This window comes from Kytococcus schroeteri, from assembly GCF_002847825.1.
Classification (GTDB): domain Bacteria; phylum Actinomycetota; class Actinomycetes; order Actinomycetales; family Dermatophilaceae; genus Kytococcus; species Kytococcus schroeteri.
Genome location: NZ_PKIZ01000003.1, coordinates 80412 through 92751 on the forward strand (window position 1 = coordinate 80412; position 12340 = coordinate 92751).

10 protein-coding genes are annotated in these 12340 nt (G+C 71.2%); 3 read left to right on the forward strand and 7 right to left on the reverse strand.

Translation table 11 applies throughout. The features are described from left to right. The 7 genes from gyrA to dnaA all read right to left on the reverse strand — a co-directional run. Positions 1 to 2484, reverse strand: a 2484-nt coding sequence (gyrA, locus tag CYJ76_RS02435) for a DNA gyrase subunit A (protein ID WP_269148601.1), incomplete at its 3' end; no start/stop codon positions are given. Positions 2485 to 2673: 189 nt separating this feature from the next. Beyond that, positions 2674 to 4791, reverse strand: coding sequence for a DNA topoisomerase (ATP-hydrolyzing) subunit B (gyrB, locus tag CYJ76_RS02440; protein WP_070703502.1), 2118 nt, complete (start codon positions 4789 to 4791; stop codon positions 2674 to 2676). Positions 4792 to 5082: 291 nt separating this feature from the next. Next, on the reverse strand, positions 5083 to 5655 hold the full coding sequence (locus tag CYJ76_RS02445) for a DciA family protein (protein ID WP_238138120.1): 573 nt from the start codon (positions 5653 to 5655) through the stop codon (positions 5083 to 5085). Next, entirely contained in the window at positions 5652 to 6824 is a 1173-nt protein-coding gene (recF, locus tag CYJ76_RS02450; RefSeq protein WP_101849154.1) for a DNA replication/repair protein RecF, read from the reverse strand. Before recF ends, CYJ76_RS02445 begins: the two co-directional genes overlap by 4 nt. Beyond that, on the reverse strand, positions 6821 to 7807 hold the full coding sequence (gene gnd, locus CYJ76_RS02455) for a phosphogluconate dehydrogenase (NAD(+)-dependent, decarboxylating) (RefSeq protein WP_070703500.1): 987 nt from the start codon (positions 7805 to 7807) through the stop codon (positions 6821 to 6823). Before gnd ends, recF begins: the two co-directional genes overlap by 4 nt. Positions 7808 to 7869: 62 nt before the next feature. Continuing rightward, entirely contained in the window at positions 7870 to 9006 is a 1137-nt protein-coding gene (gene dnaN / locus CYJ76_RS02460; protein WP_070703499.1) for a DNA polymerase III subunit beta, read from the reverse strand. Between the two features lie 598 nt (positions 9007 to 9604). After that, positions 9605 to 11056, reverse strand: coding sequence for a chromosomal replication initiator protein DnaA (gene dnaA, locus CYJ76_RS02465; RefSeq protein ID WP_238138125.1), 1452 nt, complete (start codon positions 11054 to 11056; stop codon positions 9605 to 9607). Between the two features lie 441 nt (positions 11057 to 11497). Here dnaA and rpmH point away from each other — a divergent pair, with 441 nt between their 5' ends. The 3 genes from rpmH to yidD are packed head-to-tail and all read left to right on the forward strand — an operon-like array spanning position 11498 to position 12320. Beyond that, positions 11498 to 11635, forward strand: a complete 138-nt coding sequence (gene rpmH / locus CYJ76_RS02470) for a 50S ribosomal protein L34 (protein ID WP_070705893.1) — start codon at positions 11498 to 11500, stop codon at positions 11633 to 11635. Positions 11636 to 11646: 11 nt separating this feature from the next. After that, the gene (rnpA, locus tag CYJ76_RS02475; RefSeq protein WP_070705894.1) at positions 11647 to 12015 is read left to right on the forward strand and encodes a ribonuclease P protein component; all 369 of its coding nucleotides are present in this window, start codon (positions 11647 to 11649) and stop codon (positions 12013 to 12015) included. Continuing rightward, on the forward strand, positions 12015 to 12320 hold the full coding sequence (gene yidD, locus CYJ76_RS02480; protein ID WP_083323712.1) for a membrane protein insertion efficiency factor YidD: 306 nt from the start codon (positions 12015 to 12017) through the stop codon (positions 12318 to 12320). Before rnpA ends, yidD begins: the two co-directional genes overlap by 1 nt. Positions 12321 to 12340 lie beyond the last annotated feature (20 nt).

Consider the following 12340-nt stretch of genomic DNA (forward strand, 5'->3'; position numbering starts at 1 on the left):
GTGGGCGCGGGCCACGGCCACGATGTGCTCCTTCTTGCCCGGGTCGGCGAAGCGCACCCCGGAGGTGTCACGCCCGGTGAGGCGCACCTCGTCGGCGCGGCTGCGCACCACCTTGCCCGAGCTCATGACCACCATCACCTCGTGGTGGTCGCCCACCACGAGGGCGCCCACGAGGTCGCCGGCCTTCTCGGTGGCCTTGGCCACCTTGATGCCCAGGCCGCCACGGCCCTGCACACGGTACTGGTCCACGCTGGTGCGCTTGGCCATGCCGTTCTCGAACACCACGAACACCTGGGCCCCGTCGGCCTGCTCGTGCGGCACGGTGCGCATGACCAGCAGCTCGTCGTCGCCGCGGAAGCGCATGCCGGTCACACCCGAGGTGGCGCGGCCCATCGGGCGCAGCTGGTCGTCCGAGGCCCGGAAACGCAGGCTCTGGCCCTGACGGCTCACGAGCAGGATGTCGTCCTCACCGTCCACCAGGCGCGCGCCCACGAGCTCGTCGCCCTCGCGCAGGTTGACGGCGATGAGGCCACCGGAGCGCGGGGAGTCGTACTCGGTGAGGCGGGTCTTCTTGACCAGGCCGTTCTTGGTGGCGAGCACCAGGTAGGGCGCGGCCTCGTAGTCCTTGATGGCCAGCACCTGGGCGATCTTCTCGTCCGGGCCGAAGGCCATGATGTTGGCCACGTGCTGGCCCTTGGAGTCGCGCGACCCCTCGGGCAGCTCCCACGCCCGCGCGCGGTAGACGCGCCCGGCATCGGTGAAGAAGAGCAGCCACGAGTGGGTCTGGGTGGTGAAGAAGTGGTCCACCACGTCGTCGGCGCGCAGCGTGGTGCCGCGCACGCCCTTGCCGCCGCGGCGCTGCGAGCGGTAGGCGTCCACGCGGATGCGCTTGGCGTACCCACCCCGGGTGATGGTGACCACCACGTTCTCGTCCGGGATGAGGTCCTCCATGTTGACCTCGGCGTCGTTGGGCACGATCTCCGTGCGGCGCTCGTCGCCGTACTTGTCCACGATCTCGGCGAGCTCCTCACTGATGATCGTGCGCTGGCGGGCGGGCGTGGCCAGGATGTCCTGGAGGTCCTCGATGAGGGCCTGCAGGCGGTCGTGCTCGTCGATGATCTTCTGGCGCTCCAGCGCGGCCAGGCGGCGCAGCTGCATGTCGAGGATGGCGCGCGCCTGGACCTCGTCGATGTCGAGCAGCTCCATCAGGCCGTCGCGCGCCTCCTCCACGGTGGGCGAGCGGCGGATGAGGGCGATCACCTCGTCGAGCATGTCCAGCGCCTTGAGCAGGCCGCGCAGGATGTGGATCTGCTCCTCGGCGCGCTTCAGGCGGTAGGTGGTGCGGCGGACGATGACCTCGACCTGGTGGTCCACCCAGTGGCGCACGAAGGCGTTGAGCGGCAGCGTGCGGGGCACGCCGTCCACCAGGGCCAGCATGTTGGCGCCGAAGTTCTGCTGCAGCTGGGTGTGCTTGTAGAGGTTGTTGAGCACCACCTTGGCCACGGCATCGCGCTTGAGCACGATGACCAGGCGCTGGCCGGTGCGACCGGAGGTCTCGTCGCGCAGGTCCGCGATGCCCTGCAGCTTGCCGGTCTTCACCAGCTCGGCGATCTTGCGGGCCAGGGCGTCGGGGTTCACCTGGTAGGGCAGCTCGGTGACCACCAGGCAGGTGCGGCCCTGGATCTCCTCCACCTCCACCACGGCACGCATGGTGATGGAGCCGCGGCCGGTGCGGTAGGCGTCCTCGATGCCGGAGCGGCCCATGATCTTGGCCCCGGTGGGGAAGTCCGGACCCTTGATGACCTGGAGCAGCTTCTCCTGCAGCTCCTCCTTGGAGGCCTCGGGGTGCTCCAGCAGCCACTGGCAGCCCTCGGCCACCTCCCGCAGGTTGTGCGGCGGGATCTGCGTGGCCATGCCCACCGCGATGCCGGCCGAGCCGTTGACCAGCAGGTTGGGGAAGCGGGCCGGCAGCACGGTCGGCTGCAGGGTGCGGCCGTCGTAGTTGGGCTCGAAGTCGACCGTGTCCTCGGTGATGTCGCGCACCAGCTCCATGGCCAGCGGCTGCATGCGACACTCGGTGTAACGCGGGGCGGCGGCACCGTCGTCACCGGCGGAGCCGAAGTTGCCCTGGCCGTCGATGAGCGGGTAGCGCATGGCCCACGGCTGCGAGAGGCGCACCATCGCGTCGTAGATGGCCAAGTCGCCGTGCGGGTGGTAGTTGGCCATGACGTCGCCCACCACGCGGGCGCACTTGTTGTACGAGCGGTCGGGGCGGTAGCCGCCGTCGTACATGGCGTACACGATGCGGCGGTGCACCGGCTTGAGGCCGTCACGGACGTCCGGCAGCGCGCGAGACACGATGACGCTCATGGCGTACTCGATGTAGCTGCGCTGCATCTCGCTGGAGAGGTCCACCGGCTCGATGCGGCCGTGCTCGGGGATGGCGTCCCACGCCGGGGCCACGGGGGCGGGCAGGTCGTCCACCGGGTCGGTGCCGGCGGCCACCTGGGCGCCCTCGGTGGGCTGCTCGGCATCGCCGGCCCCGGTCCCCTCCACCGGGGTCTCGTCGGTGGGCTCGATCGGCTCGTTCGGGTCCTGCGGGGGCTGCTCGCTCACAGTGCCTACCTCAGTATCTCGTAGTCGCTAGAAAGTCGTAGAAGCTCTGATCGAGCGTCAGATGTCCAGGAAGCGCACGTCGTGCGCGTTGCGCTGGATGAACGAGCGGCGGGACTCCACGTCCTCGCCCATGAGCACCGAGAACACCTGGTCGGCCGCGGCGGCGTCGTCCATGGTCACCTGGCGCAGCACGCGGTTGTCCGGGTCCATGGTGGTCTCCCACAGCTCGGAGTAGTTCATCTCACCCAGACCCTTGTAGCGCTGGATGCCGTTCTCCTTGGGCAGGCGGCGCCCCTTGGCCTGGCCGGCCTCGATGAGGGCGTCACGCTCCCGGTCGGTGAACGCGAAGTCGTGCTCGGCGTTGGTCCACTTGAGGCGGTACAGCGGCGGCTGCGCCAAATAGACGTACCCGTGCTCCACCAGCGGCTTCATGAAGCGGAAGAGCAGCGTGAGCAGCAGGGTGCGGATGTGCATGCCGTCCACGTCGGCATCGGCCATGAGCACGATCTTGTGGTACCGCGCCTTCTCGATGTCGAACTCCTCACCGATGCCGGTGCCGAAGCTCGAGATGAGCGCCTGCACCTCGGTGTTGGCGAGGATCTTGTCCAGGCGGGCCTTCTCGACGTTCAGGATCTTGCCGCGGATGGGCAGGATGGCCTGGTTGAAGGGGTTGCGCCCGGCGATGGCCGAACCGCCGGCGGAGTCACCCTCGACGATGAAGACCTCGGAGACCGTGGGGTCGTTGCTCTGGCAGTCCTTGAGCTTGGCGGCCAGACCGCCGGACTCGAGCAGGCCCTTGCGGCGGGTGGCCTCGCGGGCCTTGCGGGCGGCCATGCGCGCCTGGGCGGCCTGCACGGCCTTGCCCACGATGGCCTTGCCCTCCGACGGATGGGCCTCCAGCCAGTGGCCCAGCTGGTCGGCCATCGCGCGCTGCACGAAGCCCTTGACCTCGGAGTTGCCCAGCTTGGTCTTGGTCTGGCCCTCGAACTGCGGCTCGCCGAGCTTCACGGAGATGACGGCGGTCAGGCCCTCGCGGACGTCGTCACCGGTGAGGGCGGCGTCCTTCTCCTTGAGCAGCTTGTGGGCCCGGGCGAACTCGTTGACCAGACGGGTCAGCGCGGCGCGGAAGCCCTCCTCGTGCGTGCCGCCCTCGTGGGTGTTCACCGAGTTGGCGTAGGTGTGCACGGACTCGGAGTACGAGGTGGTCCACTGCATCGCGATCTCGCACTGCAGCATGCGCTCGGTGTCCTCCGTCTCGAACGCGATGACCTCCTCGTTCACCGGCTCGGACTTCTTGGACCTGTTGAGGTGGCGCACGTAGTCCAGCAGGCCGTCGTCGTAGCGGTAGGTGACGGTGCGGAAGCGGTGGGGCTTCTCGGCGGCCTCGCCCTCGGCGCCCTGGTCACCCTCCTGCGGGGCGTCGTTGACCTGCTCGCCGTCGGCACCCTTGGTCAGGCCGTCGGCAACGTCCGCATCAGCGTCGTCCAGGCCCTCGTCGTCCGCGTCGGTGGCGCGCGGGCGCTCGTCGGTGAGCTGGATGGTCAGGCCCTTGTTGAGGAAGCAGGTCTGCTGGAAGCGCGCCCGCAGGGTCTCGAAGTCGATGAGGGTGGTCTCGAAGATGTCGCCGTCCGGCCAGAAGGTGATGGTGGTGCCGGTCTCGTCCTCGGGCACCTCCTCCATCGCCTGCAGCGGGGCAGTGGGCACGCCGTTGTCGAACTCGATGCGGTGCACGCGGCCCTTCTGGCGCACCTCCACCTCCATGCGGGTGGACAGGGCGTTCACCACCGAGGAGCCCACGCCGTGCAGACCACCGGAGACCGCGTAGGAGTCGCCGCCGAACTTTCCACCGGCGTGCAGCTGGGTGAGCACGAGCTCCACACCGGAGATGCCCTCCTTGGCGTGCACGTCGGTGGGGATTCCGCGGCCGTTGTCCACCACGCGCACGGCGTTGTCCGGCAGGACCGTCACCTCCACCCGGTCGGCGTACCCGGCCAGGTGCTCGTCCACCGCGTTGTCGACGATCTCCCACACCAGGTGGTGCAGGCCGCGCTCGCCCGTGGAGCCGATGTACATGCCGGGGCGCTTGCGGACGGCCTCGAGGCCCTCCAGCACCTGGAGCGAGCTGGCGTCGTAGCTGGAGGACGACGCGGTGGGCTGCTGGGGCTGGTCGGCCACGGGACTCCCTGGGACGGCTGGTCGTTGTCGGTGGTGCGGGGTGCTGCTCGATGCCGTGCGGCGGGCACTGGCGTACCCGCACCTCTCTCACGCGCGCGGGCGCGCGAGGACACATGCAACGCCCCATCTTAGCAAGAGGACGCCGATTCCCCATGGCCGTCCACCGGTTCACGGCCCCGAAATCGGGCCGGGAGGAACCTCACGAGCGACGAGCGGGTCCCCACCCGTGGGCGGGTACGGCCACCACCCCCACGAACGGCCACAGGGGCCCGCATCGGACCCGGGGCCACCTCACCCGTAGGTGTCGCGCGGGCCCGGGCCGGAGATGCGCCGCGGGCCGTGGCGCCAGGACGGCGCCGCCGGGCCGATGACGCGCACGCTCGTGACCACCCCGAAGCCCAGCTCCTCGTCCAGCCGGCGCTGCAGCGTGCTGGTCAGCATGGTCAGCTGCGTGGCCCAGGTGGAGGACTCCGCCCGCACCACCAGGCACCCGTCCTCGAAGCTCTCCGGCAGGCTGTGGCCGGCCACGTCGGCACCCACGATGCCGACCCAGTCGCCCATCACGCGGCCCACCTTGAGCTCGTCGCCCCAGCCGCGGTCCTCGATCATCCGCGTGAACTCCGCACCCAGGGTCTGCGGGTCACAGCGGCCCTTGCCGGAGGTGCCGGCCCGGCCGGGGGAGTCCTTCCGGCGGCGCCGCCCGGGTGCTCCGGGGCGCAGACCACGCGCCCGGGCCATGTCCCGCATCCGGGCCAGGGTCAGGTCCGCGGCGTCCAGCTCGGCCTCGCCGCCCGCCGGGTCCCCGCTCGCGGGTCCGTTGCCGCTCCGGTCAACCGGCCCGCCGAGCGGTCCCGGGGTGCTCACGTGCGCGCCTCGGCGTGGCCCATGGTCACGTCCACGTGGTGGGCGCTCTCCCGCAGGCTCGGCGGGATGTCGGATTCCACCGCCGCGGTCACCAGCACCTGCTCGGCGTCGGCCACCATCTGCGCCAACCGCTCGCGCCGCCCGGCGTCCAGCTCGGCGAACACGTCGTCGAGCACCAGCACCGGGTCGGTGCCCAGGTCGGTGCGCAGCAGGTGGAAGGCCGCCAACCGCAGGGCCAGCGCGAACGACCACGACTCCCCGTGGCTCGCGTAGCCCTTGGCCGGCACCGGACCGAGGGTCAGCTCGAGCTCCTCACGGTGCGGCCCCACCAGTGTGATGCCGCGCTCCAGCTCGCGCTGCCGGAGCTGCGCCAGGGAGGCCACCACGAGGCGCGCCAGCTCCTCGCGCTCGGGCACCTCGCCCCCGTCGACCAGAGCCTGCGCCGCGGCGTCGGCCTCCTCGCCCACCAGTGACCAGCGGTAGGCGATGCCCGCCTCGGACTGGGCGTCGCTCACCTCTCGATAGGCGTTCTCCACGAATCTCCGTAGATCTTGCACCAGGCGTAGACGAGCGTAGAGGAGGGAAGCGGCCCCCATCGCCAGGTGCTCGTCCCAGGCGTCCAGCATCGCCAGGGTGGAGGCCGACGGCGTGCTGCGGGAGGAACGGGCGTCGCGCAGCAGGGCGTTGCGCTGCTTGAGCGCCTGCGCGTAGTCCCCCTGCACCCCCGCCCAGCGCGGCTGGCGCGCCACGAGCAGTGCGTCCAGGTAGGCCCGCCGGGTGGCCGGGTCGCCCTTCACCAGGGCCAGGTCCTCCGGGGCGAAGAGCACCGTGCGCAGGGTGCCCAGCAGGTCACGCGGCCGGGGCACGGGGGAACGCCCCAGCTGCGCGCGGTTGGCCCGCCCCGGGTTGAGCTGCAGCTCGAGCACCGTCTCCCGGCCGTCGCGCTCCACGGCGCCCCGGATGATCGCGTGCTCGGCCCCGAAGCGCACCAGCGGGGCGTCACTGCTCACCCGGTGCGAGCCGAGCGTGGCGAGGTAGCCGGCGGCCTCCACGAGGTTGGTCTTTCCCTGGCCGTTGCGGCCCACCAGCACGGTCACCCCGGCCGGCAGGTCGAGCGCGGCCTCCTCGTAGGACCGGAAGTCGCGCACCGCCAGGTGGCGGAGCCTCACGCCTCGTCGTCGGTGGCCCCGGGCGTCGCCTGGCCCCGGGTGTCGGCGGGCTCGGCGGCACGGTGCACCTGCTGGGGACGGTCGCGGTCCCACGGCTCGCTGCCGAACTGCATCACCTCGTGGCCACCGAAGCCACCACGCAGCGCGGCCACCGCCTGCATGGCGGGGGAGTTCTCCTGGCGCGAGGCGAAGCGCGAGAACAGCGCGGCGGAGATCACCGGCATCGGCACGGCGTTCTCCACGGCCTCGATGACGGTCCAGCGGCCCTCGCCGGAGTCGGTGGTGTAGCCCGACACGCCCTCCAGGTCCGGCTTCTCCTCCAGCGCGTCCACGAGCAGGTCCAGCAGCCAGGAACGCACCACGGTGCCGCGGCTCCACGCCTTGAAGGCACCGGGGACGTCCTTGACGATGTCCTTGGCCATGAGCAGCTCGTAGCCCTCGGCGTAGGCCGCCATGAGCCCGTACTCGATGCCGTTGTGCACCATCTTGGCGTAGTGACCGGCGCCCACCTCGCCGGCGTGCACGAAGCCCTCGTCGCGGGGGCCCTCGGGGCGCAGCGCGTCGAAGATCGGCATCGCCATCTCCACGTGCTCGGTCCGGCCACCGCACATCAGGCCGTAGCCGTTCTCCAGGCCCCAGATGCCGCCGGAGACGCCGCAGTCCACGTAGCCGACCCCCTGCGCGGCCAGCATCCGGTCGTGCTCGACGTCGTCCTGGTAGGGGGAGTTGCCACCCTCGATGACGAGGTCACCGGGCTGCAGGTGCCTGGCCAGCTCGGTGATGGTGTTCCGGGTCGGCTTGCCGTGCGGGACCATCACCCACACCACGCGCGGCCCGGTGAGGGTCTCCGCCAGAGCCTGCAGGCTGTCGACGTCACGCAGCTGGGGATCGAGGTCGAAGCCGATGACCTCGTGGCCGGCCCGCTCCAGGCGGGTCTTCATGTTGCCGCCCATCTTGCCGAGGCCGACGAGTCCGATCTGCATGACCACTCCTGGTGAGTCGAGGCTGGGGAGGCTGCTGCGGCCTCCACCGTATCCCGCGGGACTCAGGCCCCCGGGAAGCGCACCGGCATGATCACGTAGCTGAACGAGTCGTCGGACTCGCCGTCGACCTCGGCCTGGCCGGTGAGCAGCACCGGCTTGCCCGGCTGGGTGAAGGACATGCGCGCGAACGCCGTGCCCAGGGCCCCCAGGCCGTCGAGCAGGAAGCCCGGGTTGAACGCCACGTCGATGTCGTCGCCGTCCAGCGTGCACTCCACGGCCTCGGACGCCTGCGCGTCGTCGCCGGTGCCGGCCTCGATGGCCACCGAGCCGGGCGTGAAGCGCAGGCGGACCGGCGTGGTGCGCTCGGCCACGAGCGAGACGCGCTTGATGGCCTCGATGAGGGCGCCGGTCTCCACCACGGCGTCCACCTCGCTGCTGGTGGGGAAGATGCTGGAGAGCTTGGGGTACTCGCCGTCGAGCAGACGGGTGGTGCTGTGGCGCTGTCCCGCGGAGAAGCCGATGAGGCCCTTGCCGCCGGCCTCGTCGCCCAGCGCGATGTCCACTGGGCCCACGGCCCCCAGGCTCTTGGCGGTGTCCGACAGCGTGCGCGAGGGCACCAGCGCCACGTGGTGGGCCGAGGGGTCGCGCGGCGTCCAGGTGAGCTCGCGGCGGGCCATGCGGTAGCGGTCGGTGGCCAGCATGGTGATGCGGTCGCGGTCGAACTCCACGTGCACACCGGTGAGGATCGGCAGGGCGTCGCTGCGGTCGGCGGCGACGGACACCTGGGCCACGGCCTTGGTGAACAGCGAGCCGTCCACGGTGCCGCTGGCCTCGGGGGAGGTGGGCAGCGAGGGGTAGTCGCCCAGCGGCATCTCGAGCAGCGCGAAGCGGCTGGAGCCACAGGTGACCTGGAGCTTGCCGGACTCCTGCTGGATGCGCACCGGCTTGTCCGGCAGGGAGCGGGAGATCTCCGAGAGGAGGCGACCCAGCACCAGGGCCTCGCCGCCCTCCACCACGTCGGCCTCCACGGTGACCTCGGCGGAGACCTCGTAGTCGAAGGCCGAGAGGGTCAGCGTGCCGGCGGGGTCGGCCACCAGGCGCACACCGGCGAGCACCGGCACCGGCGGACGGTTGGTCAGACCGCGCACCACCCACGCGACGGCCTCGGACAACACCTCACGCTGAACCTGGAACTCCATGGCTTCCTCACTGCTCGGCCATGCGGACCACTGTCCCGTCCACGGCGCCTGCGACGTCCGGCGAAGCCTAGCGCGAGCCACCGCCACCCTCCGAGCCCCGATCCCTCACCGCACCTGGCTCAGCACGACCCCCCACGTACGCGGTGCGCAACCCCTCCTCGAGAAACCGGGTAGTCGTCGTCATCGGTGCTGTGGGAACTGGGGACGACGGCCGTCCTGCGCGGCGTGGAGCGGAATCCTCCTGTTGACGAGGCCTGCGGACGAGCTGTGGGCGGACCGCGGGGGATGGGGACGACGGATCGGCGTCCACACCTGCTCCCACAGAACCGGCCCGTCCCGTCCACGCCCCGGAGGGGGATTCCCACAGGTGCCCACAGGAACGTGCACAGGGGGTCGTGGCGGCCCGGCCCGGTGTGGACCTGACGTGACCTCGTCCACATCCACAAGTTTGTCCACACGTTGTGGAGATCCGGTGAATCGCTGTCAAACGGGGCCCGCTGCCGCGGAGCGCACCTGTGCACCACCCTGCGGACGGCGGTGTGGACCGAGGCCCCACAGGATGGGGACGACGCGGGAGGAGGGGAGGGGACGCGCTGGCTCAGCGGCCGCGCGCCACCTTCTTGCGGATGATGCTCGTGAGCTCGCTGACCTCGTCGTAGACGCGACGGTCCTCGCTGAGCAGCTGCTTGATCTTGCGCTCTGCGTGCATGACGGTCGTGTGGTCGCGCCCGCCGAACTCCTTGCCGATCTTGGGCAGCGAGAGGTCGGTCAGCTCACGGCACAGGTACATGGCGATCTGCCGGGCGCGCGTGAGGTTGCGCGAGCGGGAGGCGCCCTGGATCTCCTCCACCGAGATGGTGAAGTAGGCCGCGGTCTCCTCGAGGATCGTCCCCGGCGTGATCTGGCCGGAGTCGCCCCCGGGCATCACGTCCTTGAGCACGGTGCGCGCCAGGTACTCGTCCAGGGGGGAGCCCGACAGGCTCGCGAAAGCCGTCACGCGGGTCAGGGCGCCCTCGAGCTCGCGGATGTTGGACGAGATCTTCGACGCGATGAGGTGCAGCACGTCGTCGGGGATGTCGAGCTTGTCGGCCGCCGCCTTGCGCCGCAGGATCGCGATGCGGGTCTCCAGGTCCGGCGGCTGCACGTCGGTGAGCAGCCCCCACTCGAAGCGCGACCGCATCCGCTCGGCGAAGCCGCTGAGCTTCTTGGGCGGCTGGTCGGAGGTGATGACGATCTGCTTCTCGCTGTTGTGGAGCGTGTTGAAGGTGTGGAAGAACTCCTCCATCGTCTGCTCCTTGCCCTGCAGGAACTGGATGTCGTCGATGAGGAGCACGTCCACGTCGCGGTACTGGCGCTGGAAGGCGTTCGCCTGGCCCGCCGAGACCGCGTTGATGAACTGGTTGGTGAACTCCTCGGAGTTCACGTACTTGACCCGCACCGAGGAGTCGAGGGTGCGCGCGTAGTGCCCGATGGCGTGCAGCAGGTGGGTCTTGCCGAGCCCCGACCCGCCGTAGATGAACAGCGGGTTGTAGGCGCGGGCGGGGGCCTCGGCCACGGCGGTGGCCGCGGCGTGCGCGAACCGGTTGGAGGAACCCAGCACGAAGGTGTCGAAGGTGTACTTGTGGTTCAGTGCGGAGTAGTCCCGCTCCACACCCTGGGACGCCGGGGCTCCGGTGCCCTCCACAGGGGCGGGGGCGCTCTGCGCCGCGGGCTGCGCGGGGACCTCGCGGGAGTTTTCCACGGGTTCGTCCACAGCTGTGGACGAACCCGTGGTGGACGCTCGCGCCGGGGACGCGGGCGGGGCCTGGGCGGGCTCCTGGACGGCGGCCACCGCGTCGGGGTCCACGGAGACCGCCAGGCGCACGTCGCGGTCGAGGACCTCGGACAGCGCGGTGGCGACGTCGTCCCGCAGGTGGCCCTCCACCGCGTCCTTGACGTGGTCGTACTTCACGGCGATGAGGGCCGTCGCGTCGAGCAGGCCCACCAGCGTGGCCAGACGGAGCACGCCGACGTCGCGCGGGGCGAGGCCTGCTCCCTGCAGGCGGACCATGGCCTCGTGCCAGATGGCGGCGGCGTGGTCGTCGGGGGTCTGGCTCACAGGGGGTCCTCACAGCGTTCCGGGGCGTCGTGCACACGTCCGTCCCCAGGGTCACGAGGTGCGGATCGCCCGCCCTGGGGCGTTGTCAACACCATCGTCCACACCCTGTGGACACACCCAACGTGCGTGGTGGGTGAGACCCAACGATAGCCGTTGTCCACAGGCTCTCCACACCCGACTCCGCGCTGAATTGACCCGGGAGCGGGGCAAAACGTAGGGTGAGGGGTCCGGTCTGCGCCGTGGTGACCCCTCCGGGGGCGTCGGCGCACGGCCCATGAGGTGCCCACGGAGCTCGGGCACTCGCCATCCCCCCGCCGTCGTGCCGACCGGCATGCGTGGAGCGGGGCCGCAAGCCCGGGGAACCAGGGCCTGCCCGAACGACCAGGAGACACCATGAGCAAGCGCACCTTCCAGCCCAACAACCGTCGTCGCGCCCGCAAGCACGGCTTCCGCGCCCGCATGTCCACCCGCGCCGGCCGTGCCATCCTCGCCGCCCGCCGCGGCAAGGGCCGCGCCAAGATCTCCGCCTGAGCGGACCCGCGGTGCTGGCGGCCCGCCACCGACTGCGACGCAGCCGTGACTTCACGGCCGTGCTCCGCGGTACCGGCCGCCGCAAGGGCTCGTCCACCACGATGTCCGTGGTGCTGACCCCCCGGCCCTCGACGCCCGACCAGACCGACCCGCACCCCGTGCGGGTCGGTTTCGTCGTGTCCAAGCAGGTGGGCAACTCGGTGGTGCGCTCCCGCGTGCAGCGTCGCCTGCGCCACCTCGTGGCCGATCGGCTGGCCGACCTGCCCGCCGGGCACGATCTCGTGGTGCGGGCCCATCCCGCCAGCGCCACCGCCGAGTGGAGCGCCCTCGTGCGCGATCTCGACCGCTGCCTGGCCCGCGCGGTCCCCCGGGGCGCCTGATGTGGCGCGTCGGCGGGCGTCCCCTCCTGGCCTGGCCCCTGCTCGTGCTCGTGTGGGGCTACCAGCGGCTGGTCTCCCCCCTCCTGCCGCCCACGTGCCGCTACTACCCGAGTTGCTCGGCCTACGCCGTCACCGCCCTCACCGAGCACGGCGCCCTCCGTGGCACTGCCCTGGCGGTCTGGCGCGTGGCACGATGCAACCCGTGGTCGCACGGCGGCTACGACCCCGTGCCCGGCACCGACCCGGGCGGCCTGCACACCCGGCCCGACCCGGGGGACAATGGCCCCGAGTGGGACGCGGCCTGACGGGCCCTGCGGTCCCCACC